The organism is Shewanella mangrovi (assembly GCF_000753795.1).
GTDB classification, from domain to species: Bacteria; Pseudomonadota; Gammaproteobacteria; order Enterobacterales; family Shewanellaceae; genus Shewanella; species Shewanella mangrovi.
In genome coordinates, this window is record NZ_JPEO01000003.1 from 67,610 (window position 1) to 93,485 (window position 25,876).

General features: G+C 48.0%; 22 protein-coding genes. 13 read left to right on the top strand and 9 right to left on the bottom strand.

The features are described 5' to 3' along the window. Positions 1–28 precede the first annotated feature (28 nt). Genes HR45_RS05470 through HR45_RS05480 form a run of 3 tightly spaced genes read right to left on the bottom strand, consistent with a single transcriptional unit; the run spans position 29 to position 3,636 of the window. Complete coding sequence (locus tag HR45_RS05470) at positions 29–1,183, bottom strand: acetyltransferase domain-containing protein (RefSeq protein ID WP_037440572.1); 1,155 nt, start codon at positions 1,181–1,183, stop codon at positions 29–31. Then, a complete protein-coding gene (locus tag HR45_RS05475; protein ID WP_037440574.1) occupies positions 1,173–3,287 on the bottom strand; it encodes a TonB-dependent siderophore receptor in 2,115 nt (704 codons plus the stop codon). The genes HR45_RS05470 and HR45_RS05475 overlap by 11 nt, the downstream gene beginning before the upstream one ends. Before the next feature lie 55 nt (positions 3,288–3,342). Beyond that, complete coding sequence (locus tag HR45_RS05480) at positions 3,343–3,636, bottom strand: hypothetical protein (protein ID WP_037440576.1); 294 nt, start codon at positions 3,634–3,636, stop codon at positions 3,343–3,345. Between the two features lie 237 nt (positions 3,637–3,873). On the opposite strand from HR45_RS05480, the gene HR45_RS05485 reads away from it, so the two are divergent. From HR45_RS05485 to HR45_RS05495, 3 genes are all read left to right on the top strand, one after another. Further along, positions 3,874–4,299 (top strand): Hsp20/alpha crystallin family protein, encoded by a 426-nt coding sequence (locus tag HR45_RS05485; RefSeq protein WP_037440578.1) that lies wholly within the window; start codon positions 3,874–3,876, stop codon positions 4,297–4,299. A gap of 423 nt (positions 4,300–4,722) precedes the next feature. Next, a complete protein-coding gene (locus HR45_RS05490) occupies positions 4,723–6,300 on the top strand; it encodes an OpgD/OpgG family glucan biosynthesis protein (protein WP_241461064.1) in 1,578 nt (525 codons plus the stop codon). A 374-nt stretch (positions 6,301–6,674) separates the two neighbouring features. Continuing rightward, on the top strand, positions 6,675–8,795 hold the full coding sequence (locus HR45_RS05495) for a TonB-dependent receptor (RefSeq protein WP_037440583.1): 2,121 nt from the start codon (positions 6,675–6,677) through the stop codon (positions 8,793–8,795). 63 nt (positions 8,796–8,858) lie between these two features. Here the strand turns inward: HR45_RS05495 and HR45_RS05500 are convergent, their stop codons facing one another. After that, positions 8,859–9,653, bottom strand: a complete 795-nt coding sequence (locus HR45_RS05500) for a TIGR00266 family protein (protein ID WP_037440585.1) — start codon at positions 9,651–9,653, stop codon at positions 8,859–8,861. Between the two features lie 339 nt (positions 9,654–9,992). Between HR45_RS05500 and HR45_RS05505 the strand changes: the two genes are divergently transcribed. Together HR45_RS05505 and tsaA are read left to right on the top strand one after the other, a co-directional pair. Further along, positions 9,993–10,607 carry a LysE family translocator gene (locus HR45_RS05505; RefSeq protein ID WP_037441360.1) on the top strand — a complete coding sequence of 205 codons (615 nt, stop codon included), beginning with the start codon at positions 9,993–9,995 and terminating at the stop codon, positions 10,605–10,607. Between the two features lie 26 nt (positions 10,608–10,633). Further along, entirely contained in the window at positions 10,634–11,134 is a 501-nt protein-coding gene (gene tsaA / locus HR45_RS05510) for a tRNA (N6-threonylcarbamoyladenosine(37)-N6)-methyltransferase TrmO (RefSeq protein WP_037440587.1), read from the top strand. A 64-nt stretch (positions 11,135–11,198) separates the two neighbouring features. Here tsaA and HR45_RS05515 read toward each other — a convergent pair whose 3' ends face one another. After that, positions 11,199–11,951, bottom strand: coding sequence for a hypothetical protein (locus tag HR45_RS05515; RefSeq protein WP_037440589.1), 753 nt, complete (start codon positions 11,949–11,951; stop codon positions 11,199–11,201). Positions 11,952–12,216: 265 nt separating this feature from the next. Here HR45_RS05515 and HR45_RS05520 point away from each other — a divergent pair, with 265 nt between their 5' ends. Beyond that, entirely contained in the window at positions 12,217–13,617 is a 1,401-nt protein-coding gene (locus HR45_RS05520; protein ID WP_037440591.1) for an MFS transporter, read from the top strand. Between the two features lie 12 nt (positions 13,618–13,629). Here the strand turns inward: HR45_RS05520 and HR45_RS05525 are convergent, their stop codons facing one another. Then, positions 13,630–13,950 (bottom strand): YbjQ family protein, encoded by a 321-nt coding sequence (locus HR45_RS05525; RefSeq protein WP_037440593.1) that lies wholly within the window; start codon positions 13,948–13,950, stop codon positions 13,630–13,632. Between the two features lie 55 nt (positions 13,951–14,005). Beyond that, complete coding sequence (locus HR45_RS05530; RefSeq protein ID WP_156104021.1) at positions 14,006–15,907, bottom strand: hypothetical protein; 1,902 nt, start codon at positions 15,905–15,907, stop codon at positions 14,006–14,008. Between the two features lie 373 nt (positions 15,908–16,280). Here HR45_RS05530 and ppk1 point away from each other — a divergent pair, with 373 nt between their 5' ends. The 7 genes from ppk1 (at position 16,281) to HR45_RS05565 (ending at position 23,926) form a co-directional block, all read left to right on the top strand. Continuing rightward, on the top strand, positions 16,281–18,392 hold the full coding sequence (gene ppk1 / locus HR45_RS05535; RefSeq protein ID WP_037440597.1) for a polyphosphate kinase 1: 2,112 nt from the start codon (positions 16,281–16,283) through the stop codon (positions 18,390–18,392). A gap of 2 nt (positions 18,393–18,394) precedes the next feature. Beyond that, a complete protein-coding gene (gene ppx / locus HR45_RS05540) occupies positions 18,395–19,879 on the top strand; it encodes an exopolyphosphatase (protein ID WP_277619568.1) in 1,485 nt (494 codons plus the stop codon). A 261-nt stretch (positions 19,880–20,140) separates the two neighbouring features. After that, positions 20,141–20,341 (top strand): hypothetical protein, encoded by a 201-nt coding sequence (locus HR45_RS05545; protein WP_156104022.1) that lies wholly within the window; start codon positions 20,141–20,143, stop codon positions 20,339–20,341. Between the two features lie 184 nt (positions 20,342–20,525). Beyond that, positions 20,526–20,849: a hypothetical protein gene (locus HR45_RS05550; protein ID WP_052074538.1), complete on the top strand. Its 324-nt coding sequence runs from the start codon at positions 20,526–20,528 to the stop codon at positions 20,847–20,849. A 100-nt stretch (positions 20,850–20,949) separates the two neighbouring features. After that, on the top strand, positions 20,950–21,642 hold the full coding sequence (locus HR45_RS05555) for an aspartate/glutamate racemase family protein (RefSeq protein WP_037441363.1): 693 nt from the start codon (positions 20,950–20,952) through the stop codon (positions 21,640–21,642). A 36-nt stretch (positions 21,643–21,678) separates the two neighbouring features. Further along, entirely contained in the window at positions 21,679–22,323 is a 645-nt protein-coding gene (locus HR45_RS05560; protein WP_037440602.1) for a LysE family translocator, read from the top strand. Between the two features lie 79 nt (positions 22,324–22,402). After that, entirely contained in the window at positions 22,403–23,926 is a 1,524-nt protein-coding gene (locus tag HR45_RS05565) for a carboxylesterase/lipase family protein (RefSeq protein WP_037441366.1), read from the top strand. Between the two features lie 98 nt (positions 23,927–24,024). On the opposite strand, the gene HR45_RS05570 is transcribed toward HR45_RS05565, so the two are convergent. Both HR45_RS05570 and HR45_RS05575 read right to left on the bottom strand, forming a co-directional pair. After that, positions 24,025–24,516 carry a CreA family protein gene (locus HR45_RS05570; protein ID WP_162180643.1) on the bottom strand — a complete coding sequence of 164 codons (492 nt, stop codon included), beginning with the start codon at positions 24,514–24,516 and terminating at the stop codon, positions 24,025–24,027. 78 nt (positions 24,517–24,594) lie between these two features. Next, a complete protein-coding gene (locus HR45_RS05575) occupies positions 24,595–25,806 on the bottom strand; it encodes a GNAT family N-acetyltransferase (protein WP_052074540.1) in 1,212 nt (403 codons plus the stop codon). Between the last annotated feature and the right edge of the window lie 70 nt (positions 25,807–25,876).

Below are 25,876 nucleotides of genomic sequence, written 5' to 3' on the forward strand. Positions count from 1 at the left end.
TAACCGCACAACAAACATCACCCAAAGATTAAAGGTATTTTACCCACGCCAATTGAGTACGCCGTTTGAACGCGGCAAAGCGTTTGGTGGGCCAGTAAAGTAAGGCTATCACGAACACCGTTAGCAACCAGATGTAGCCAATACTACTGACGCCAAATAGCTGACCATAGTTAGGGCCCCACAGACCGATGGCAACTTGATACATGATAAGCAGCAAATAGAGGTGTACCAGATAGAAAAACATCGGTGCGCCGCCAAAATGTGCCAGTACCTTCGCGATGGCTTGCCCCCATGGATGCTGAATCCGCTCCATTTGCCACAAGCCGATAAACATCACTCCCAGTGTTAACAACAGAAATGCCAATGATGGCGGATACTTAGTGAGATTCAGTAGCGACATCACACTGAGGAGCAAAGATTCACTATGCTGCCAAGGCAGGGTTTCGCCATAAATATTAGCGCCACGCAGTAACGCAAATAAGGCCAAGCACGCCACGGCTAAACCAAGCAGCCAGCGTTGCCGCACTCCAGCATTAGTGGCTTTGCTATATAGAGGCCCGGCCACATAACCGAAGAGGATAACCCCAATCCATGGCAACACCGGATAACTCACTTTGACATTGATAATACTATCGCTGAGCAGATAACCGCGATCATGCAAGATAGTCCATGCACTGTAACCCCATTCGTTCGGCGCAAACTGAATTGAGGTTAGCCCGTTATGACCAAAGACCAGCACTGCCGCCAGCATCAACAAGCCCCAGCGAGGTAATCGATGCAGCACAGCTAAGGCCAACATACTCAAGCCTATTGCCCACATCACCTGTAAATAGAGCGTGTGGTAACTACCCATCCAGCTAAAGCTAATCAGCGTAACTTCCAATAAGATTAAAAATAGGCCGCGTTGGACGAGAAAACGAGTTACTGGTCGCTGACCAGTCGTGCCGCTATGCTGATACAACCATGCTGACAAGCCGGTTAAAAACACAAACGTCGGCGCACACAAATGCGCAGCTAAGCGACTGAAATATAACGCTGGCGGCGTAGTATTGAGCTCCATAGGATCTGTCACCTGCAGATGCAGGAAAAAACGCTCGCGCACATGATCAAGCACCATAATCAGCATCACTAAGCCACGCATCATGTCGATACTGTTAATCCGCTGTTTGAGATCAGAAGCCATAACTTACTCCCAATTTAACGTTACGCGGTGCACCGGGATAAGCCCATAAGGCGTTGTAGCTACTGTCGATATATGCCTTATCAAACAGGTTATTCGCATTCAACGACAAGGTTAACTGCTCTGTCATCTGCCAACGTATGAAAGCCCCATAAACCTGATAAGCGGGTAAACGGAAACTCAAGTCCGCCGCATCACCTAAGCGGTCGTCCACAAAGCGAAAACTCATTCCCGCGCGTAAGTAAGCGCTATTGAGATAAAAGTCGCGACTCAACACCAATGCCAGAGTGTGTTTTGGCACATTCACCAAAGGACTTCCCTTAGGGATCGGTACGCCCCAATCCGCATTGAGGCTATCGCTATCGGTTTGGGTATTGAGCAGGCCGTAAGACAGTTGTGTATCAAACCAAGGCGCTTGATAACTGATATCAAGTTCAGCGCCGCGGCTACGTGCACTGCCGAGTGGTGCCGAGAAGCCAACATTCACAGGATCGGATACCAGAATATTGCTCTTGTGCGCATCAAACAGGGCTAAGGTCGCCTGAAGACTATGGGTTTGCAGTTTCGCCCCCACTTCTAACGAGTGACTTTGCTCTGAGCCAAAAGGTAACCCCTGCGCATCGGTACCGCTAAGCGGCAAAAAACCTTCTGAATAACTGCTGTAAAGACTAATGGCATCACTCAATAAATACACCAAGCCTAAGCGGGGACTAACACGCTGATCGTGCCGCGACGAATCTGTCGCGCTGGCAATTTCGAGGATCTCCTGACTGATCACATCCATACGAACGCCAAGTAATGCCTGCCAATGTTCGCTAAGATCCAGTTGATCTTGCAGATAAATCCCCACGGCGCGTTGATGTTCGCGGTTATCGTATAACAAACCGATTTCTGGCAGTGGTTGGCTGCCATACTCTGGCGCAAAAATATCGATATCGTAGCTGCCTTTGCCACCTCGATAACGATAGAGTCCGGTTTTGAGTTCATAGCGATACGCATCCGCCCCGATTAGCAGATGATGCGTTACGCCAAAAGTGCTGAGTTCGCCATTAAGCTCAAACCGCAGCGAACTATCTTCAGAGGCATAATCTCGATAGCGGCGTTGACGCGTTAACGTATGTCCATCGTCATATAAGGATTGTCGCGACACCGAGAGTTCTGTATCGGATGAGAAGCCACGTAAGGTCGAATGTCGATGATTAAAGCCGCCAGTAAGCTGCCAATCATCGTTGATAAAATGTTCGAAAGTAATTTGATGTCCGGCCGCATATATTTTTGTTGGCCCATCGCCAGGCTCACCTAAGTAGCGTGAATGCGGTACGGTATTAAGGTCGCTGTTTAACACCACAATACCGCGATCAAACAACTGTTCACGTTTAAGCCATTCAAACTCATATAACACTGAGGTGTTATTCGATAATTGCCAGCGTAACGACGGAGTCAAGCTGGTCGCACGTTTCGTCACGAAATCGCGATAGCTATCACTGTCGCTATAACTGCCGACAAACCGCGCCGCCAGTTCATCGGTCAAACCACCCGTGATATCTCCTTCCAAACGTTGGTGGTCAAAACTCCCCCACTCAGTTTTCAGATAGCCTTGCGCCACATTCTGTGGTTTCTTGGTAATGATATTGACTGCACCGCCCGGCTCTGAGCGCCCATAAAGCGCAGAACCAGGCCCTTTTAGCACTTCAATATAATCTATCGATGCCGCATCGCGCGGCCCACTAAAACCACGACCACCACTAAAGCCATTAATCAAATAGCCCGCGGGCATATTCTCATTGCCGGGAAAACCACGCAGCGAAAAACTGTCCCACATACCGCCACTATTGTTCTGACGCGCAGCCGACGCGGTAAAATCCATCGCATCTTGCAGAGAACCCACCCCAACATCCTGCAACAGTTGTTGATCTAACGTAGTGATCGCCTGTGGCAACGCCGAGGCAGGAACATCACCTCGATATGCTTGACGATATTCAATGGTAATTCGTTCGAGATCTTGCTTGTCTAATGCTGTATCTGTGTTAGCCGTTGTTGCTATTGCCACAGGTGTAAATTGCGCGCAGCCGAGTAGCAGCGCGGTCGAGAAAAAACCGTACTTCATGGAGCCTGTCCTGATGATAAGCTAAAAATAAATAGATTTAATTAACAGTGAGTTATCAACAGAAAGGCGGAGCGCGCGCGTGATGTTGACGCGCTAAAAGCAGCAAAGGAACCGGCGGCAAAGGTGCGCTGACCGTGAGCGTACGTGATGCTACGACATGCAGTGCTGGAATATGGTGAGCAGTAGCGCCAGTCAGATGCCCGGCATGACACAGTAAACAGTCACCGTGCTGATGAGCAACGATTCCCTCTTCAATGGAATGGGCAGCAACAGTCGTCTGGAACAGGGTCAGCCACAGGCCGAGTACCATCCAGAGCCAACGCTGGCGACTGTGTTTCAAATGCTGCATAGAGAGAAAATCAACGTCAGAATGCGATAAACTTCAGCACCCTACTTGGCAATTAGGGATTAGTCCAGTGAAAGTTAAATGAAAATCTTTCTTAATTGAGTTTTGCAATTTTTTGCTGAATTTTTATCAGCTGCCACCTTGAAATTGCGCAAATCTCCCCCACATTGAGTAATAGACAAGCCAGATAGCTTGTCTGATGTTGAATGAAGTGAGGATAACGACACAAAGGAGGTCATTATGAAATTACGTCCTTGGAATCCTGCCGATGAATTCGACAGTCTTTTCAATCGCTTTGGTTCACTGATGGACTGGTCTAGCCCCATGTTTTCTGGTCAGCGTAGTTGGCTGCCGGCAACAGACATCAGCGAAGACAAAGAGAATTATTTGCTAAAAGTTGAATTGCCTGAAATCAGCAAAGACGATATTACACTCAATATTGAGAACGGTTATCTGGTACTGACTGGCGAACGTAAACACGAACACACCGATGACAAGCAGCATATGTCGGAACGATTCTATGGCACCTTTGTCCGCCGTTTTGCACTGCCAGACAATGTCAAAGAAGACGCCATCGACGCTAAATTTGATAACGGTATGCTGTATTTAACCCTGCCTAAATCAGCAGAAATACATGACAATCGCCAAAAAATTGAGATTCATTAATGCGGTTGAGTTAAACGAGTTCCAACCATTGCGCCACCTGGCAACAGGTGGCTTTTTTTATCCGTAAACCCGTCAATTGTTATCAAGTAGTATCAATAACTTGCACAACTTACTTAACAAATTCACTACCTAGCTGAACGAATACGGACGAATTAAAAAGTTATTTCGCTCACATCTTTTATAAACGCTAAAATGTGATAGATTTCTCAGCATATTCAATCGCCGCGATGCCACTAATCACCATCGTCGGTCGCCAGTCAGAGTTTCTTGGCTGTCTTTCACCCAGTTTGCGTGATAGGTCGTTAACATGGCGAATATTTATCACTCGAACCAGAACTTCAGAGTACGCCTATGCCATTAAATACATTGAAGTATCACAGTGTAACTGCTGTTCAACCTCAATCAGGATTGAGAATATCACTGATGACATTAGCGGCTGCCGGGATGTTATTCGCCAGCCAGCTCGCGCATGCAGCGGGGATTCAAGTCGCACCGCCTGATGGCGAGAAATTCAGCTATGCCTGGCTCAAAGGTTACGCCAGTAATATGGCAAAAACGCCTTATCAAGATCACAAAGGGGAACTACCAGCCAGCCTGAAAAATCTTGACTGGGATGAATACCAACAGATCCATTTCCGCAAAGACAAAGCCTTATGGAAAGATACAGATGGTGATTTCCGTGCTGAACTGTTCCACTTAGGCTTATATTTCGATACCCCCATCCAGCTGTACCAGTTGCAAGATGGTGAAGTATCGCCAATCAAATACAACGCCAAAATGTTTGATTACGGCAAATCTAAGCTGAAAAACAAGAAATTGCCGCAGGACTTAGGCTTTGCGGGTTTCCGCATGCAGTTCCACACCGACTGGGAGCGAGATGTTATTGCGTTCTTAGGCGCGAGTTATTTCCGCGCGGTCGGCAAAGAGATGCAATATGGCTTATCCGCTCGCGGGCTGGCTATCGATACCGCCATGCCTAAGCCAGAAGAATTCCCAGTGTTTACCGACTTCTGGATGGAAGCACCGAAAAAAGACGATGGTACCACCACGATATACGCGCTGATGGATTCCCCTAGTGTTACCGGCGCTTATCGGTTCGATATTACGCCGGGTGAACGCTTGAAAATGCATGTTGATGCAGCCGTCTACCCACGTAAAGCCGTAGAACGTTTAGGGGTGGCACCGCTTACCAGTATGTACATGGTAGGCGAGAATGATCGCCGCACCAGTTATGACTGGCGTCCAGAAATACACGACTCAGACGGTCTCGCAATGCATACCGGCAACGGCGAATGGATTTGGCGCCCACTCGGTAACCCTGAAAATCTGCGTTTTAATGCCTACAGCGATGACAATCCCAAAGGCTTTGGGTTAATGCAGCGTGATCGCAACTTCGATCATTATCAGGATGATGGTGTGTTCTATGAAAAACGCCCTAACCTGTGGATTGAACCAACCAGTGACTGGGGTAAAGGCTCTGTGCAATTGGTGGAAATTCCGACCTTAGATGAGACCTTTGACAACATCGTCGCATTCTGGAACCCCGCTCAGCCAGTTGAAGCAGGCCAAGAATTACTGTTCAGTTACAACATGTTCTGGGGCGGCACCGTACCATTTGATACGCAGCGCGCCGAAGTAGTGAACACCTTTACTGGCCTTGGCGGTGTCATTGGTAAAAAACGCCCTTATTACAGCAAACGCTTTGTGGTGGATTTTAAAGGCGGCTTATTAGATAGCTTGGGCAAAGACGTTAAAGTGAAGCCAGTGATTACCACCTCTGCAGGCCGTGTTGAAATCACTTCTGCGCGCCCACTGGCTTCAATTGATGGTTATCGTGCCATGTTTGACTTGGTGCCAGCAGATGACAGTTCGACAGATCCAATCAACTTACGCTTGTACCTAGAAGCCAATGGCCAACCGCTGACCGAAACGTGGATTTACCAATGGAATCCGCCAGCAAAAGAAGACCGGGAACTACATAATGCCGGTCATCTAAAGTGATGGAATATTAACTCGCACAAAAACGCCGCATGATTAGCGGCGTTTTTTATGTGCAAACCACCGCAAGGCTTTCATTGCTATCGGCGATTCTTTGGATACGCCAGCCAAGATTATCGTCATCGCAACCCCCTTCGCCCCAGATGAGTTCTTAACCCAGTAACCTAACCACTACATTTCACTTACTTAGGTCTTGTTAATCTTTATCTTGTTTTAAACCTTCGCAACATTAGCAGCCAAGTATATAAGAACATTATGAATAAAAAGCAGTCGATGTGATTCAGATCAATTAAATTCCTAATGATAATCATTACCATTCATGTTAACTTTTAAATCAACGCGAAACCTCCTTCCGTTCTTAAGTGGTAACGAAAGCAATGAAAAATTTCCCTTACTCTTCTTTGGGCTTGGCAATTGCCACCGCCGTCATTGCAACACCTGCGTTAGCAGAAGCACCAAAAACTAAAGTTGATGAAGTCATCGTCGTCACCGCCAGCGGCATGGAACAAAAAGTTGTCGATGCCCCTGCTTCCATATCGGTGATCAGTAACGAAGAACTCGCCCAAAAGAATTATCACGACCTGGCTGAAGCATTAAGTGGGGTTGAAGGTGTCGATATTCGTAGCGGCACAGGTAAAACCGGTGGACTCGATATCAGTATTCGCGGTATGCCGAGTAACTACACTTTGGTGTTAGTCGATGGCGTGCGCCAATCCGCCAGCTCAGATGCCACGCCTAACGGCTTTGGCAGCATGAATACTGGCTTCATGCCACCGCTGAACGCCATTGAACATATTGAAGTGATCCGTGGCCCAATGTCGACACTGTACGGTTCAGATGCCATTGGCGGCGTGGTAAACATCATCACCAAAAAGTATGCCGAACAATGGGCTGGCAGCCTTAATATCGGCCACTCAGTGCAAGAAGATGATAAGTGGGGCGACAGTTCGACGGTTGGCTTTTATGCCGCGGGTCCACTGATTAAAGACAAGCTGAATCTGACACTACGCGGAAATATGAAGCATCGTCAGGGCACCAGTATGGAATCACTCAGTGACACCAGTGCAACGCGGACGCCCTTCCCGACCGAAAGTGACAACTACACCGTCGGTGGCCGCATCAACTATAAGCTTAGTGATAAGCATCATCTGTGGCTGGACGCTGAAGTTGCCCAGCAAAAATTTGACAACACTAACAGTCAGTTAGGCCCTGTAGGTACGTCGGGTGGTGGTTATCAAGATCAATTAAAATATCAGCAAAGCAAAATTGTTGTTGGCTATGATGCCGATCTCAGCTTTGCCACCTGGAAATCTGATCTGCTTTACGCGACCACAGAAAACAAAGGCCGCTTACTGACAGCGCGTAGCTTACCTGCTGATTTGGCTGACTTAGATGGTGCTGAACGTGAGTTAAAAAACCGCAATATCATTTTCAATAGCAAGTTGATTGCGCCACTGGGTGACAACCATCAACTGACCGCGGGTATTGAATATTGGAATGCCCAGATGAAAGACGGCATCGTGTTGGCCGCCACAGGTGATAGTTTTGAGCAAGATAGCTATTCGGCCTATGCCGAAGATCAGTGGCAGCCACTACAACCGCTGACGATTACCCTTGGCGCGCGCTACGAGAAACACGATAACTTCAATGGTCACGCCAGCCCACGTCTCTATGCCGTATACAACCTAGCAGACGATTGGACGGTGAAAGGCGGCGTAAGCACGGGCTACAACACACCATCACTAAGCCAACTGCACGATGGCGTCAGCGGTATCACAGGGAATGGCACTATCAATACGGTAGGTAATCCTGAGTTGGATCCAGAAAAATCGACCAACTATGAAGCCGGTGTCTATTACGAAAATATTGATGATTTCAATGCCAACATCACAGTGTTTTACAACAAATATGAAGACGCGATTGAGTCTTATGCGATCACTGACGATACCAACTCATATCGCAACGTAGGTGAAGCGCGGGTTGAAGGGGTTGAATTTGCCACATCCTTCCCGCTATTGGTTGATGAGTTAACCTTCAATCTCAACTACACCTACAACAACAGTAAACAGCAAGGTGGCGAAAATGATGGTGCGCCGTTTAATGCAACGGCCAAGCATATGGTGAACGCCCGCGTTCAATGGCAGATCAATGATGACCTGAGTGCTAGAGTGTCCGCGGAGTACCACGGCAAACTGCCGCGTTACACCAGCGTTTATGACAACTTAACCGCAGTCCAGCAAGAGGTCGCAGATGCGTTGGGCAGCGAGATGAAAGCATGGACCGTCATTGATTTAGGCGCATCGTACAAAGCCACCGACAGCATCACGGTTAACGCGAATATCAATAACCTGTTTGATAAAGATTTCTCTGAAGTGCAACTCTTTGGCTCGGGCCGTAACACCGAATATGCCGGTGACTACTTCAGCACTTCACGCTCAACCACTGGCTATGTAAATCCAGGTCGTAACTACTGGGTGTCGATGACATTCAGTTTTTAATAGACCACGTTGAGTATCGAAAAAGGCGGGAATACCCCGCCTTTTTTATTGCACTCACACGGCCTAATCACCATCAATCATGCGCCCAATGCCACCGAGTACAGAGCCTTCTCCTCGGTCACTACCACCAGCCGATGGTGCATGCGCGATGATACGATCGGCCATGCGCGAGAACGGCAAACTTTGCAACCACACAGTGCCATGCCCCTGTAATGTTGCAAGGAACAAACCTTCGCCGCCAAATAACATAGACTTGAGCGAACCCGCCCGCTGAATGTCGTAATCAATACCAGCAGTAAAGCCCACCAAACAGCCAGTATCCACGCGCAGCTGTTCACCGCGCAGCTCTTTACGGATCAGAGTGCCGCCAGCGTGAATAAACGCCATGCCATCGCCTTGTAAACTCTGCAGAATAAAGCCTTCACCACCAAAGAAACCAGCACCAAGTCGCTTATTAAACTTCATACTCACCCGAGTACCCAGTGCGGCCGCTAAAAAGCTGTCTTTTTGCAGGATCAACTCTCCGCCCACTTCATCTAAGTCAATCGCCAAAATGGTTCCAGGATAAGGTGCGGCAAAGGCCACACGTTGTTTACCATAGCCCTCGTTACTGAAATGGGTCATAAATAAACTTTCGCCAGTCAACATGCGTTTACCCGCACCCATCAACTTACCAAAAAAGCCAGATTCCACTTCAGAACCATCGCCCATACGCGCTTCAAACGAGATCCCCTGCTCCATATAGGTCATAGCACCCGCCTCAGCGATAACCGTTTCCCCGGGATCGAGCTCAACTTCCACCAGTTGCATGCTTTCACCGATAATTTCAAAGTCTACTTCATGGCACTTTCTATTCATGGCAATTCCTCTGCATGTTGAACACTGTTTGGTCACTCTGCTGGCTCACCAATAACAGCGTCATTAGATTTTTCCTTTGTCGACATCGACGGTTCCCCCCGCCAACTAAGACATATTATGTCTCACGCTTTATGACATATTATGTCTTTTATCGCAATAGTCTAGTTCACCGCCTTTCGCTTAACTCTTATGTTAGTCGAGCCAGCGCGCCTTGAGTTCAATTGATTTACCTTTGTTCGCCGCCAAAATCTCAGCCAAGGCAATACATTCAGCTATTGCTGTTGTCTATTGCTTTTGTTTATGCTGACGCTCTTCAATGTTGTCGCTTGTTCACACTTAATGCATAACTACTCTTTGCTGGCCGCCTTTATTCCAACCTTTTTATTAGTGTCGGCAACCCCCGGCATGTGCATGACCTTAGCCATGACGCTTGGGATGCAGGTGGGGGTTCGTCGGACTACCTGGATGATGATGGGCGAAGTAGTCGGTGTCGCTATCGTCGCTATTGCGGCTGCGCTGGGTGTCGCCGCCGTCATGGTGCAACATCCGGCTATTTTTCAGCTATTGAAATGGCTTGGTGGTGCTTATCTTATCTGGGTGGGTGTAGGCATGTGGCGCGCACCAGCAATAATAAAATCTACAGCACAACGTGTTGATGTACGCAGATGGTCGCTGATCTCCCAAGGCTTTATCACCGCAATTGCCAATCCCAAAGGCTGGGCATTTATGATTTCACTGCTACCGCCTTTTATTGATGCCTCCAAGCCAGTGGCACCGCAACTCAGCGCTTTGATCGCCATCATTATGCTGTCAGAGCTAGTCTGTATGATGGCTTATGCTACTGGCGGTAAAGGCCTGCGTACGGCACTGCTGCAAGGCAACAAAGTACGTTGGTTAAATCGTTGCTCAGGCGTATTGATGATGCTGGTAGGTGTGTGGTTAGCGGTTGATTAGATGAAAATGTCAGGGAGATAAGTCGTATGCAACAACAAATAATCTACCAAGCTATTGGCGTAGTCCGTAGTCCCTTTACCCAGCAAGCAGGCACTCCCGTTCAGCCCTCTCACGATAAAGCAACTCGCGGCTTCATTGAGCTCGATGAACAATTCTTACCAGCGCTGCAAGACTTAGCGGGGTTCTCACATATTTGGGTCTTGTGTCATATGCATCAAGCCAAGCCTCCCAAGCTGACAGTAACCCCATACCTTGATGACAAACCACATGGCTTATTCGCGACGCGCGCCCCAAGTCGCCCCAATCCTATTGGTATGTCGCTATTGCGCTTAGCCAAGATTGACGGCAATCAACTACATGTTATCGATTTAGATCTGCTGGATGGCACGCCAGTGCTGGATATCAAACCTTTTGTGCAACAGTTTGATAGCCGCGAGGAGACTCGCTGTGGTTGGTTTGACACCGCGCAAAAGCAGGTCTCACAGGCCGACGATCGCTTTGCCAATTCGACACCGCGTATCCCGTAGTTTTGAGATGGCGGCCCGCCATGAGCCAAGCTCACGGCATACCACCTGCCTTTATGAATCACCACTAGCTAATTTTCTGATTATTGGCGGTCACTGACACAGCACCCGAGGCAGAAAACAGAATCTTAGCTGCTGCACTGCCATTTGTACTCGCGTCAGGTGCAGTTGCAGTCGCCGCAGCCGAGTTTCCACCGCCGACAACATTGGCCAACGCATCAAGCGTACGCAGCTCTTTGACCATCGCCGGATCATTATTCAGCGCATCGGTAAGCTGCTGTTTATATGGGTAGTCTTCTGGTACTTGCAGATTGCCTTCTGCATCAAACGAGATTGCACTAGGACCAGCGGTTATCTTATTGTTCTGCAGTAAATCACTCATGCCCGCAGCAACATGCGAAGACAGCGACTTCACGTTTGCTAACGAAGGCAACAAGCTGACTGGCGCGCTGTAAGTATCTTGGCTACTTTGATTGTCGGTTGCGAAATACTGGTCAAGATTAACGGCTTTGTTGCCGGCACTGGTATCCATTTTATAAATTGCACTTGCATGCTGCACCGCTGGCGTTTGCGCCAATTTTTTCGCGGCGTTCGAAATAGATACTGCACTCTCTTGGCCGCTAGCATGTGTTGCGGTCGCATGCTGGTTACCAGTCGTCGTTTTTGCCGCGGCGGCATATTGACTGCTGACCGTTGCCGCCTTTGGGTTTGCCGTTGCCGCTTTAGTATTTGCAATGGTGGCAGATGGTGACTGCGCAGCACTCTGCTGTTGGCTATTGGCCTGCGCTTGTAGAAAGGGATTGGTAGAAGATACCTGCATCTTGTGTCCTTTTGCGTTACGTCTTCAAGTTGACGGGAACACAACAAGCAGCAAAGCACAGGCCAAAAGCTTCATCTTTAGAGTAAAATATTGTCAATATTCAATAACATACAATTAAATTTTGTATATTTTTGTATCACACAAGTTCGGTACCTTCGCCTTCATTTCAATCCAATAGTAATCACCTAAGCCCACCCGCGTCAGTGTGTTATCTGCCTAACCAATGGCGTAAACTAGCCCAATATTATTCTTAACGCTTGCTGGCATGATAAATATTGATCGTCGTACTGCCACCGCATTACTTGTGGCGGGGGCAATGTTTATGCAAATTTTAGATGCAACCGTCATCACCACCGCTTTGCCCGCCATTGCCGCAGATTTCCACACGCCACCCCCCCATCTGTCGTTAGGCGTATCGGCTTATCTGATCGCTATGACCGTTTTTGTGCCATTGAGCGGTTGGGCGACTGAACGCTATGGCGCCAGAACGATATTTAGCGGATCAATTGTGGTGTTTGCCCTAGCATCGGCCTTATGCGCACTCTGCCAAGATCTGACCCAGTTTACGCTGGCGCGGATCCTACAAGGTATAGGCGGTGCCATGATGGTGCCCGTCGGCCGTTTAGTTGTGCTACGAGATACACCAAAATCAGAGATGGTACATGCCATTGCCATCCTGACGTGGCCCGCGTTAGTCGCGCCACTGATTGGACCGGTAATGGGCGGCTGGATTGCAACGCATTGGAGCTGGCATTGGATTTTCCTACTCAATCTGCCGCTCAGCGCCATCGCAATTATGGCGGCACTGCGACTCATCCCTCACACAGAACGGAGCGAGCATAGCTTTGATGTGAAGGGATTTATTCTGAGTGGCTTAGGGGTAGGCTTGACCATGACCGGGATCGAATTTAGCAGCCGCGATGATATTGCGCTGTGGTTTTCGATAGCACTGCTTATCGCTGGCTTGCTGATGATCTGGCAAACCGTACTGCATCTAAAGCAAACACCGAAGCCGCTGTTTAATCTGGCACCAATTGCCATTCGCACGTTTCGCGTGTCTATTGTCGGCGGCTCGTTATTCCGCATTGCAATCTCTTCGGTACCGTTTCTGCTGCCCTTGATGTTTCAAGTGGGGTTTGGCTTTAGTGCAGTGACGTCTGGTGCTTTGTTACTGTGGTTATTTGCTGGCAACTTAGCGATGAAAACCGTGACCACGCCAATAATGAACCGTTTTGGTTTTAAAAAGGTTTTAGTCATCAATGGGCTGATGGTGGTGATTGGGTTTGTGGCAATGGCATATATCGCGGCTGACACCCCAAAATGGTTAATCGCTACACTACTGTTTGTGAGTGGCATGAACCGCTCAATGCACTTTACGGCCATGAATACTATCGGCTTTGCTGATATTCCTGCCAAACAAATGCCAGATGCCAATACCCTGCAAGCAGTGATTTTACAGATGAACTTAGGCGCCGGGATCGCCATTGGCGCCTTAAGTTTGGCGGTTGCAAGCATGCTCAATGGCGGTGTCAGTGCCCACGCAACCGCGGCAGATTTTGCGTTATCTATGTGGTTTATAGCTGGCATTGCCTTATTGGCCATCATAGATTGCGCGCGCTTACCCGCCAATGCGGGTGCCAGTGTACTCAAGCAACGTCGGCACTAGTGCGTGATGCATTTAATGACGCACTAACGTTACCGCTGTGCCATAGGCCAGCATTTCCGACATCCCCTGCATAATGGCACTGGTGGTAAAGCGTACGTTTACCACCGCATCGGCACCGAGTGCTGCTGCATTTTCGAGCATGCGTTCGATTGCAATTTGTCGCGCTTCAGTCAGCATTTCGGTATAACCGGCAATTTCACCGCCGATAATGGTTTTTAGCCCCGCCATAATATCGCGGCCAATATGTTTGCTCCGGACCACATTGCCAGTGACGACACCTAAGGTTTCACTGACCTCAAAACCTGCAATGTCTGCCGTTGTTGATAATTTCATCATCACTCCTTATGAATGCCAGCTGTTGCCTTATTCCAATATCTCTGAGACAGATTTACATATTGATACTTAACACCACATTGGGCGTAATGTCATCAGCCACTTTTAGTGTTGGGTCTAGCGTCAACAACTGCTGATAGAGCTCTGGGCGAAACTTTTTTAACCTTGCAATACGACGCAGATGATTCGGCTCCAATGACAAACAAGCTTGCAAAATTTGCTTGGTTCCTTCAAAGAGTTGGTTGTCCGCGTAACTTTTATCCAGTGCGTAATCTAAGCCATCGGGGCCATAACGATTGCTGAAGGGATCGACTTGCTCGGTTAACAACCATTGCACCTTGTCGGGCGCATTACTAAAAAACACGCTGTAGAGATTACCGCCGTGTACATCCTGTTGGTGAAGATCAAAACCCTGCTCCACCAACGCCTGCAATTTCTCAGGCGTTGCATAGGACAGTGCCGCGAGACTTTCTGGCAATACTGGCTGTAAACGGCTATTCCACGCCTCAAGTAACTCCGGGTTTCTTATAAGCTGCATTAACACTATCGATGTGTCCACTGAGTCCAGCGCTGTAGACTGCAACAATTCCGTCAACGAGTTCACCACAAACGTCCCCAACATAGCGTCTCGCAGCTGCTTTTCATGAGCGCCTCTACTCGCTCCCCAGTTACGTTGCTGGTAAATCGCGACGAATGCCGGGTCCTCAGTTTGCAACGCATCCAGTAAGGCTTCCCCTTGATACTTGGCGGATAGATCGTTGATAAGCCCATTCACTTGTGCAGGCGATAGTAAACCCTCAGTATCTAACTGTTGATCAGCTAACTGCTGACATTGTTCACGTTGTTTCACTAAGGCTGCCATACGGTCGGCTTGCGCATCTAATGCGGCCTTAATTTCTGTGTTCGCTTCAACGGGAAAGGTCGTCATTGCTGGGTAAGTTGCCTGTTGCGATAACAGATAATCAGTAACTTCATCGGCGACATTTAACCACTGCATGTTAAGTAAGCCAGAGCCAAAATATTGGCCATTTTCTGTGGTGGTTAACGCCACTTTATAACCGTTTTCAACAAGGTATTGCACGGTTGCCAAGGTGTTTTGGATATCATCTTTTCCCATGCGTCGATGCAATAACGCCCGTTCGATAGGCCCTATCAATCCATCGGTTTGCGTTGGCGTAACGCCATGCTCCGCCAGCAGTTTCAGCATGGGCACATCAAGTTCGTATGCGGCATAGTCGGCAATATTCATAAAGGGTGTTGAACTTGAAAAGTTGACCACCACCGGCTGGGAGCTCAACGCTGGTGCTGGCACATGTTCCAATAACAAGGCTAACTTATTGTAGGGAATACCATTCAGCATCAGGCTGACAAACTGCCCACTGGTCAAACTCATCTCGGCAATTTGCGCAGAAAATTGCGCATCGTCTAATGCAAGTAGTGGTTTAAGCTGATCAGAAAACTGGTAGTAATCTTTGCCAGCGTTGTCTTCTACGCGCATCATTTTGCGTTGTTGTTCGCTAAGCGAACTCAGGTAGGCATTATCTGAATCGGTGTCATCTGCACCGTCATCGGTATACCCCATAGCAAGCAATTGCTGATAGCGCCATGCGCGCATTAACTGCATCTGATAATTGGCGGCATCCTCTGCCGGTACTTGTTGCAACAGCAGCTCATAAGGCGTGCCATTATCGAGCGTATTGAGCAATGCCACCAGCAACTCGTCATTGCCAAAATCACTCGGTTGCGGAATGGAGTCTTGCCAACATTGACTGACGAGGGCTCGTCGCTCTTCAATGGTCGGAACAGCCGCCTGCGCAACATCCTTAGCGACTGAGGCATTGCTGCTAGTTGCAGCCTCGACTGATGTTTCAATCTCAGACATGGCACTTTGGGGACCGACCACGGGCGCTGAGTGCATCAGCCACCACGCAAGAAATACAACTACTATCAAAGACAAAAAGCTAATCCATAGCGTAGGCTTCACCATTCACTCCTGCACTGTTTGCTCGGCACCGGCCGTCAAACCAGTGATTCATAATTAATAACAACAAGCTTTAACATTACTATCTTACCGCTGGCTGACCGACAATGAGGTATGTGGGTAATTATTGTCATATCGACGACACAAATCTGTCACAAAACGCAGTTTTGTCATATCGCCTTCATAAACCACTGCTAGCCTGTGGCAACTCTCAAGGGGTTCGCGGTCCTTGTTAGATTTTACCGTTATCTGCGCAGAGCATATTGCTTTTTTATCAAGCGAGTGCTTTGCTGACAAAGGGATAAGCTGATCAACAACCGCGTGTACTCAGTTTTCAAGGAATTAATCTGTGTCTCCATCGTCCGAAAAGTTTTCTATTGATAAAGAGCTTTCTTGGTTGTCTTTTAATGAACGAGTGTTGCAGGAAGCAGCAGATAGCACGGTCCCGCTAGTCGAACGGGTAAGATTCTTAGGGATCTATTCCAGCAATATGGATGAGTTTTTCCGCGTCAGAGTTGCCGCCGTGCGTCGTTCTATGCTGCTCTCCAGCCTGCAGGATGGCCGCAACTCTAGCAAACACTTGATGGCCAAAATTCAAACCAAGGTGGTGTTACTGCAGGAACGATTCGACGCCATCTATAGTGAGCTAATGCGCGAGTTGGCGCGACATAATATCTTTCTGATCAACGAGACACAGTTAAGTGAATTTCACAGTCAGTGGCTAAAACGCCATTTCCAAGATCATCTTAAACGCCATATTGCACCGCTGATCATTCATAACACCACCGACTTGGTGAAGCATATCAATGACAACTCCACCTACTTAGTTGTGTGTTTGTACACGCCTGAAAGACGTCAGTATGCGTTGGTGGAAGTTCCGACCAAAAATGTTGAACGTTTTATTCAGTTACCGCCTGAAAAAACCAAACTGAAAAAGCACCTGATTTTGCTCGATAACATTATTCGTCACTGTGTAGATGAACTGTTCGCACCATTTTTTGAGTATGAACACATTGAAGCCTACTCGATGAAATTCACCCGTGATGCGGAGTTTGATCTCACCGACGAGTTGGAGCAAAGCCAACTGGAAAAATTGACTAAAGGCTTGAAGCAGCGTCTCACCGCGGAACCGGTTCGGCTGGTGTATGACCGTGAAATGCCAGAACATATGCTGGCGATGCTGACCACGCATCTCAATATTTCCAATACTGAATGTATTATTCCGGGTGGTCGCTACCATAGCTTTAAAGACTTTATTGGCTTTCCAAATCCTGGCCGCAAGCATCTGGTCAATGAAAAAATTACCGCGCTGGATTGTTCGATATTCAAACATTTCCAGAACAAATTTGATGCCATCCAATATCGCGACATTATGGTGTACTACCCCTACCATAAATTCTCTCACTTTACCGAACTGGTGCGTCAGGCTGCTTACGACCCCAAAGTACGCTTTATTAAACTGAACATTTACCGGGTAGCGAAAAAGTCCCGCATCATTCAATCACTGATTGATGCCGTGAAAAATGGCAAACAAGTGACCGCCATTATTGAGTTACGTGCTCGTTTTGATGAAATGAACAACATCGAATGGAGCCGTGAACTCGCCGAGGCTGGTGTAACCGTACACCATGGTATTCCGAGTTTAAAAGTCCACTCCAAGCTGTGTTTAATTGGCCGCGAAGAGGAAGGCGAAACCAAACTCTATGGCCATATTGGCTCAGGTAACTTTAACGAAAGTACCGCCAAAATTTATACCGACGTATCCCTCTTTACCGCCAAACAGGAAATCTGTCGCGAAATTGCCCAAGTGTTTGACTTTATTCAGCATCCATACAAACGTTTTGATTTTAAAGAGTTAATTGTATCTCCGGTGAACGTACGTACTGAGCTGGAGGGCCTGATCAACGCCGAAATCAGGGCTGCACATACGGGCCATAAAGCGGCGATCACCCTGAAACTCAACAACTTGGTTGATGAAATCCTCATTCAAAAACTCTACGAAGCCTCAGCTGCTGGTGTCAAAATCAAGCTGATGATCCGCGGCATGTGTTGTCTGCTGCCAGAAATTCCCGGCATCAGTGACAATATTCAGGTTTACAGTATCGTCGATAGGTTCCTTGAACATTCACGCATAATGTTGTTTTATGCAGGTGGAGAAAACAAACTGTTCCTCTGCTCTGCTGACTGGATGAGTCGCAATATCGACAGCCGTGTTGAAGTCAGTGCGCCAATTTATGATCCGCTGATCAAAGGCATTTTGATGGATATTCTGGCGTTACAATTCAGCGATAACACCAAGTCGCGTATCATCAATAAAGAGCAGGCGAATATCTATAAATCTCGCGGCAACAAACGCAAAGTACGCTCACAAATAGCCGTGCTGCAATATTTGCAAGCCGTTGAGAAAAAGTTCCAACAACAACTCAACGCCCCACAAGAGGACGATGTAGCAGGAGAGTGACCTTGACCGAATCGTCAAAACATTTTGTCGCTGTGGACATGGGGTCTAACAGTTTCCATCTGGTGATTGCCCGTGAGCAAGATGGCAGTATTCAAATTCTGCATAAAGAAAAACAGTTAGTGCAGCTTGCCGATGGCCTAAATGACGATAATCAACTCAACGATGAAGCGATGCAAAGAGGCTTAGCCTGCCTGCGCGACTTTAAGCAACGCTTCTCTGATATGCCGCTGCCTCGCGTGCGACTGGTTGCAACGCATACGCTACGGGTCGCGAAGAATCGTGAAAAATTTATCAAAGCTGCGTACGAGATACTGCCCTATCCGATTGAGGTCGTGTCTGGGCATGAAGAAGCACGTCTTATCTATAACGGTATCGTACATAGTCAGGTGTTAGCCGCAAAAAACCTAGTGATTGATATTGGCGGTGGTTCGACAGAAGTGGTGCTGGGTAGCCGCACTCAATCAACGCATTTGTCGAGCTTGCGCTGCGGTTGTGTTAGTTACAACCAGCGATTCTTTGCCGATGGAAAGCTCACTGCGAGCGCATTCAAACAGGCGATGACGGCTGCCGATAAGCAGTTCGCCTCGTTGTCGAAAGAATATTTTAGCGGCGAATGGGATCTGACTTTAGGCAGCTCCGGCAGCGTTAAAGCGATTTGCGAGGCGATGTTGCAGTTTCACGGCGATGAGCTGATTACACTGCCGCGCTTAAAGCAATTACGACAACAACTGATTAACTGGGGCCATATCGATAATATCGCCCTCGATAATGTGGAGAAAAAGCGCACGCATCTACTCGCCGCTGGCCTTGCCATCCTCACCAGTTTTTTCCGTCGTTTACCAATTACTGAGTTACATTTCGCCACCGGCGCCTTGCGTGAAGGGGTGTTGTATGAGCTGGCGGGTATCGAAGCGTATAGTGATATTCGCCAACGCACAGTCGACAGCATGGCACAGCTTTATCACGTGGATCGCCCGCATGCGGAGAAAGTACGTGCTACCGCGATGACGCTATTTAATGCCGTTGCTGAAAACTGGCAGTTACAACATTGGAAACGTACCCTCGAATATGCGGCAACACTGCATGAAATTGGGATTCACATCAATTCACGCGCCCACCATAAACACGGTGCCTACGTAATCGCGAATAGCGATATGCCGGGGTTTGGTGAGCAACAACAACTGATGCTATCGCTGTTGATTGGCAATCAACGTAAGAAGCTCGATTTTGAGCGTTTAGAAGAGTTAGATGCGCCGCTGCAGTTGGCAGCACAGCGGCTTATCTGCTTATTGCGTTTAGCCGTATTACTTAATTTAGGTAGGATCTCCAGCCGCTTGGCCATCGCTAATATTGTCCCTCAAGCACAGTCGTTGAAGCTGTGTTTCTCCGAACCGCGCCATCGTGTCAGCCTGTTTGTTAAAGATTTACAACGGGAACAAAAGCAGATGGACAGCCTAAGCATTGCCTTAAGTTTTAGTTTTATCTAACGTTCTGTTAATGACTCTGAGGCCAACCGTGACGCTTTATGCTAGCGCATCACAGTTGGCCTTTTTGTTTTTAGGCGCGACGTGACATTTCAAGCAAAGCTGCAAATTAGATGTTTACATGATGTTAAAGTTGTGATTATTTTGAGTTGTATCAATTCATTAGCGAACAGAGTTTCTAGAATAGCGGGTTTAATGCGCGTCTATTAGGTTGAGCAAGAAGCGTAGATACCCATACATCAATACAGGATCATGGATGGCATCATGTTTGATATCGCAATTATTGTAGGCATCACTACTCTGACAGTTTTGCATTTGTTTTTCGGTTGGAAAGCATTCTCTTCCCGCTCAATTATCAGCGTTGGCAGTCGCTCACGATGGATCACACTCAGCCTGCTCTTAGGACCTGTTGGTTATTATTTTTACTTGGGCATTATTCCCTGTGATTTAGTGGCTGACGAATAAGCCAAAGTGCAACTCGCTAGACGCACAAATAAACGACACCCCACATCAGCGCCAGATCAAAATGTATTCAAATGTTACATAATGTCACTTATGAGCAAACTTATTTGAAAACTGGCGCGCCTTGGAGTAAAAAGCTACGTTTATGTTGTTCCACAGACGGACTCTGACAAGGAATAATGACAACATGGATAGTAGCAGTAGTTATTTTTGTCGCTCATTAGCGACCATTCAATTTGGCATAGCCCGTTCTGATGGCCATTTATCAGTCAATGGCGATGACCTCACCTTTGAACCACTCAACAAACAAGTCGGCCTAGGCCCCTATCACTTGCGGCGCCAAGATATTTCTCACGTGCGTCGTGACATTAGCCGTGCTGAGCAACTGCGTGATATCGATATTGAACGACTGGAAGTAGAATTACGTAATGGCGAAATCTATCGTTTTATCATTAACGACAGTGCCAAATGGCTTGAGCTGCTGCAGCCGCAGACGGCCTCTGTTGACTAAGTGATTTCCGACAGCGTACACCTGCCAAAAATGCTGACTTTTTCACCCCTTGTTCGTTAACATGGAGTTTGCTCAGTCAATGCAGCTAACGGAGAACGCAGTGAAAACAATTGGATTACTGGGGGGAATGAGTTGGGAAAGTACACAACATTATTACCGGCTCATCAATCAAGGCGTAAAACAACAATTGGGTGGCCTGCACTCAGCGCAAATTGCCCTCTATAGCGTCGATTTTGCGCCGATTGAATCCCTACAACATCAGGGAAATTGGGCTGCGCTGGCGGACATTCTGGTGGATGCCGCCAAGAAGATAGAGGCAGCGGGAGCGGATTCTTTGCTGATCTGTACCAACACCATGCATAAGCTAGCACCACAAGTCGAGGCCGCGATAAATATTCCGTTATTGCATATTGCTGATGCGACGGGCGACGCCATCAAGCAGATGGGATTCCGTAAAGTTGCATTGCTCGGCACCACCTTCACCATGGAGCAACCTTTTTATAAACAACGTCTGATCGAAAAATATGCGCTTGATGTGATTGTGCCTAACGAGCAGCAGCGCGCCTTAGTTCATCAAGTGATCTACAACGAACTCTGCGTGGGTCATATAAACCCTAAATCTAAACAGCAATATCTGCAGATTATCGATCAGTTGGTCGAGGCTGGCACCGAAGCGGTGATTTTAGGCTGCACTGAAATAGGATTATTGGTACAACAAGATGACCATGCCATTCCACTGCTAGATACCACAGCGATTCATGCCGCTAGCGCAGTGAATTTTGCATTGAGCTAACGTTATCACTACTGGTTGCCATAAAGGAGTTTCGCCATGTTTGGCATTCACGATCTTGCGCTCTTTATTCTCTCTGGATTCATGCTGAACCTAACGCCAGGCCCAGATTCGCTGCTCATTATGGGAAAAACAGGGGCTCAGGGCTGGCGCGCAGGCAGTATGGCAACCTTTGGTGTCTGCAATGGCATGCTGGTGCACATTGTGGCGGCTGCGCTTGGGCTATCCGCCATTTTGGCCAGTTCCGCGTTTGCCTTTACCGTCATCAAAGTTTTAGGTGGCGCCTATCTTATTTACTTAGGCGTTAAAGCATTGCTGGCGAAGACAACCGCCGCACAAGGTGAACAGGCTGTCGACACCAGTAAAACCCAAGAAAGTTATCGTCAGTTGTTCCTACAGGGATTCCTGTCCAACGCTCTCAACCCTAAAGTGGCGTTATTTTTTCTCGCCTTTGTACCACAATTTATCGACCACGACGCGCCCAATAAAGCGCTGGCATTTTTGATTCTCGGTGCGGTGTTCTATATCAACAGCATGATTTACTGCCATATTTTAATTGCGTTAACCGCAATGGCACGGCAGAAGCTGAAAAATAATGGCAAAATAACTGCATTTCTCAACAAAGTGTTAGGCACCTTATTTATTTCGCTTGGGATAAAACTAGCACTGGCGAGCCGCAGTTAGTCATAATTGCGACTAATTTGGCTGACAACAAGAATCTCCTATGGTTTGTCGGCCGCAACTTTTTGATTTTGAGGATGTAATGAAGATTCGTTATTGGCTAACTGCCCTCTTCGCGTTACTTCAATTTAGCGCGGTTGCCGCCTCCGGCCCCATCGTTCAAACCCAATCTGGCCGAATCGAAGGCTTCAAACAAGATAATGTCGACACCTTTCTGGGGATCCCCTACGCCAGACCACCATTAGGCGAACTCCGTTGGCAGCGGCCGCTATCGGCTAAGCCTTGGCGCGGCGTAAAAAAGACCGTCGAATTTGGCCCATCTTGCATGCAGGTGCCCACCGAAGGCTTTATTCGCGAATTTAGCGAAGATTGCCTCACCATGAATATCTGGCGCCCCAACAATACTCGCGGTCCACTGCCAGTGATGGTGTGGATCCACGGTGGCGGCTTTGTGATGGACAGTGCTGCGACTGATGTTTACCACGGCCAAGAGTTTGCTAAAGCTGGCGTCATCTTTGTGAGTTTTGACTATCGCATGGGACGTTTGGGTTTCTTTGCCCATTCTGCGTTAGAAGGCAACTTGTTCAAAGGCAACTACGGCCTGATGGATCAGATAAAAGCGCTGCGCTGGTTACAAGACAACATCATTCAGTTTGGTGGCGATCCTCGTAATGTCACCGTGTTTGGCGAATCTGCTGGCGGCATGTCAGTCAATATTTTACTGACCAGCCGCTTTGGGCGAGATCTGTTTAACCGCGCTATCATTCAATCCGGCGGAGGGCGCGATGTCATGTTGGGATTACAAGACTGGCAAACCGCAAAACAGCAAGGGGAAAACTTTGCGCAATCTGTCGGCATTAGCGGTACCGATGCAACCGCATTAGCTAAACTGCGGGCGCTGCCTGCAGATAAATTAGTGGGTAATTTAGGCTTGTTTAATCTACCGGAAAACGCCGCCAGCTACAGCGGTCCGATGATTGATGGGCAAGTGATAGAAAACCCACTCACGACCGCTTATGGCAAAGGGGCTTTTGCGCGTGTACCACTCATGGTAGGTGCAACGGATGCCGACATAGGGTTCGTTTATCGTAACGTTGAAACCCGTACCGATGCACTTTCTATCTTCAATGATAAGGCTGGCGCAGCTGATAAAGCGTACCCCGACTACCCACCCAAAGCACTTGCGGCCTATATCGCCACTCAACAAGCCATGATTGAACCGGCCCGCTATGTCGCGCAAGCATTTGCACAACATGATGTGCCCGTTTGGCAGTTCCGTTTCGGTTACGTTGCCAGCGCGAATCAAGGCAAATGGCCTGGGGCGCTGCACGCCAGTGATATTCCGTTTGTGTTTAACACCATTGATGCTGCCTATGGCGATAAAGTAACGACTGAAGATCAAAAAGTGGCCGACACTATGCTGCAATATTGGGTAAATTTTGCCAAATCCGGTAATCCAAATGGCAAAGGCTTACCAGAATGGTCCAATTACGACGCCAAACAAGACAAAATTCTGTGGGTTGCACCAGCTGGTGCTGCAGAGATTGGTAGTATCGTCGATCCTCAACAAGCTCAGTTAGATCTGGTTGAAGGGCTTGCCGAGTAGCGTTCGTCGGCTGGCAGTAATGCAAAAACAACGGCAGCCTAGGCTGCCGTTGTTCTATTCCACATCATCAGTTACTGCACTGAAGCGTTACTCATTATTCAATTCGCCGCAGTGGTCGCTACGGAATTCCATGCTTTGGTGCCCCACAGCGGCACAGTGGACAATGAATGTTTGTGACTGCCATTGGTTTCTTTGGTGGAGTACGACAGATAAATCAGTGTTTGATGATCTGCATCATAAATCCGTCTAACTTTCAGACTCTTAAAGAGAATGCTCAGTGATTCTTTAAACACCACCTCGCCAGACTTGCTCTTATCAATATTGGCAATCTCTGCCGCCGTGATTTCGCCTGTTTGACGACAAGCAATGCCCATATCGGAAGGATCAGCCAAATCCAGATTGGCCTCAATGCGGCTGATATGACAGGTTACGCCCGCAATTTTAGGATCTGTTACCGCATCCACCACCACGTCTTTTGTGGTAAACCAACCTAAACTGACTTTTCCGACATCATCCCCACAGCCACTTAACGATAATGCCAACAAGGCTGATACCACCGAAGTGCTCAGCCACCTCACCTTATGATTCATCTCATTTCCGTACATTTGGTTAGTGCAATCTGCACAGTGTAGGGAACATCACCACATCGACCAAGCAAAACGCAGCTATCAGCTCATTTGTTTGTAGGGTAAAGCGTCCAGCAACTGTTGCATATACCGCTGATTTTGCTGAATTTCTGTAAGGCAAAACTCACTGATTGCTTGCTCAAACGCAGGTTCGGCGATCAAATGCAGTGAATAGGTTTTTACCGGTTCAAACCCGCGTAATACCTTGTGCTCCCCCTGAGCGCCAGCGTTAAAACAGCTGAGCTGATGTTCAATGCAATAGTCGATACCGCGGTAATAACAGGTTTCAAAATGCAAACCATCGTATTCTGCAAGACACCCCCAATAACGGCCATAAAGCGTGTCGCCCGTAGCGGTATGGAAATACAAGGCGCAAGCCACCGCCTCTTCGTCAGCATCGCCATCAGCACATACAAGCAGAAGCTTGACGCTATCAGACATTCGCTCACTGAGAGATTGGAAAAATGCTTGATTTAAATAGCCACCATGACCAGAACGTTTCAGATAAGTCATGCGATAACACAAGAAAAAACGTTGCCATACGGCAGTCGAAATCTCGTTACCACTGCGCCAACGGTAATCCCATGCGGCGACTTGCCGACGCTCTTTGCGAATATTCTTCCGTTTTGATGACGTCAGTTCCGCCAGAAAATCATCAAACGTTTGATAGTCGCGATTATGCCAATGATACTGACAGCCTTCACGACTTAATAAGCGGGCTTGATGTGTGCTTGATTCAGCAGCAGCTAATGGCGCCACACGTTGATGGGCTTGCTGCCACGCGGCAAACTCACTTGCCGTTAAAAATAAACCATGCCAGCTAGAATGCTCCGCCAATTCGTTTTGCAACACCTGCTCAACAAGCGATAAGACAGTGTTCTGGTCAATCCCCACTTTGATACCCAAACGCGCACCGGTTGCGGGGGTAAACGGAACCGCCGTCACTAATTTCGGGTAATAGGCAAGCTGATACTTCTCATAAGCATCCACCCATGCCCAATCAAATACGTATTCTCCATAGGAGTGGAATTTGCGATAGAGCGGCAGCAGTGCGACGAGCTCATCATGCTGGTACAACGCCAGATGCATCGGTAACCAGCCAGTATCGGCGCTGACACAACCACTTTGCTCTAGCGCCAACAAAAAACTGTGGCAATTAAATGGCGTGTCGGGTTGCATTACCTCATCCCACTGCGCCGCGGGAATTTGGCTGATGTCATCCACTAACCGCCATTTCCAGACACCATTTCGCACCGCGACTCCTTATTTCTAACGCCACTACTGAATTTTAAGCTACTCGTTTCAGCATCGGGAGTCCAGCAAC

Excerpts from the sequence above, each read along its gene's own strand:
- HR45_RS05470 (WP_037440572.1), bottom strand. The coding sequence starts at position 1,183 with ATGGCTTCTGATCTCAAACAGCGGATTAACAGTATCGACATGATGCGT.
- HR45_RS05475 (WP_037440574.1), bottom strand. The coding sequence starts at position 3,287 with ATGAAGTACGGTTTTTTCTCGACCGCGCTGCTACTCGGCTGCGCGCAA.
- HR45_RS05480 (WP_037440576.1), bottom strand. The coding sequence starts at position 3,636 with ATGCAGCATTTGAAACACAGTCGCCAGCGTTGGCTCTGGATGGTACTC.
- HR45_RS05485 (WP_037440578.1), top strand. The coding sequence starts at position 3,874 with ATGAAATTACGTCCTTGGAATCCTGCCGATGAATTCGACAGTCTTTTC.
- HR45_RS05490 (WP_241461064.1), top strand. The coding sequence starts at position 4,723 with ATGACATTAGCGGCTGCCGGGATGTTATTCGCCAGCCAGCTCGCGCAT.
- HR45_RS05495 (WP_037440583.1), top strand. The coding sequence starts at position 6,675 with ATGAAAAATTTCCCTTACTCTTCTTTGGGCTTGGCAATTGCCACCGCC.
- HR45_RS05500 (WP_037440585.1), bottom strand. The coding sequence starts at position 9,653 with ATGAATAGAAAGTGCCATGAAGTAGACTTTGAAATTATCGGTGAAAGC.
- HR45_RS05505 (WP_037441360.1), top strand. The coding sequence starts at position 9,993 with ATGCATAACTACTCTTTGCTGGCCGCCTTTATTCCAACCTTTTTATTA.
- tsaA (WP_037440587.1), top strand. The coding sequence starts at position 10,634 with ATGCAACAACAAATAATCTACCAAGCTATTGGCGTAGTCCGTAGTCCC.
- HR45_RS05515 (WP_037440589.1), bottom strand. The coding sequence starts at position 11,951 with ATGCAGGTATCTTCTACCAATCCCTTTCTACAAGCGCAGGCCAATAGC.
- HR45_RS05520 (WP_037440591.1), top strand. The coding sequence starts at position 12,217 with ATGATAAATATTGATCGTCGTACTGCCACCGCATTACTTGTGGCGGGG.
- HR45_RS05525 (WP_037440593.1), bottom strand. The coding sequence starts at position 13,950 with ATGAAATTATCAACAACGGCAGACATTGCAGGTTTTGAGGTCAGTGAA.
- HR45_RS05545 (WP_156104022.1), top strand. The coding sequence starts at position 20,141 with ATGTTTGATATCGCAATTATTGTAGGCATCACTACTCTGACAGTTTTG.
- HR45_RS05550 (WP_052074538.1), top strand. The coding sequence starts at position 20,526 with ATGGATAGTAGCAGTAGTTATTTTTGTCGCTCATTAGCGACCATTCAA.
- HR45_RS05560 (WP_037440602.1), top strand. The coding sequence starts at position 21,679 with ATGTTTGGCATTCACGATCTTGCGCTCTTTATTCTCTCTGGATTCATG.
- HR45_RS05565 (WP_037441366.1), top strand. The coding sequence starts at position 22,403 with ATGAAGATTCGTTATTGGCTAACTGCCCTCTTCGCGTTACTTCAATTT.
- HR45_RS05570 (WP_162180643.1), bottom strand. The coding sequence starts at position 24,516 with ATGAATCATAAGGTGAGGTGGCTGAGCACTTCGGTGGTATCAGCCTTG.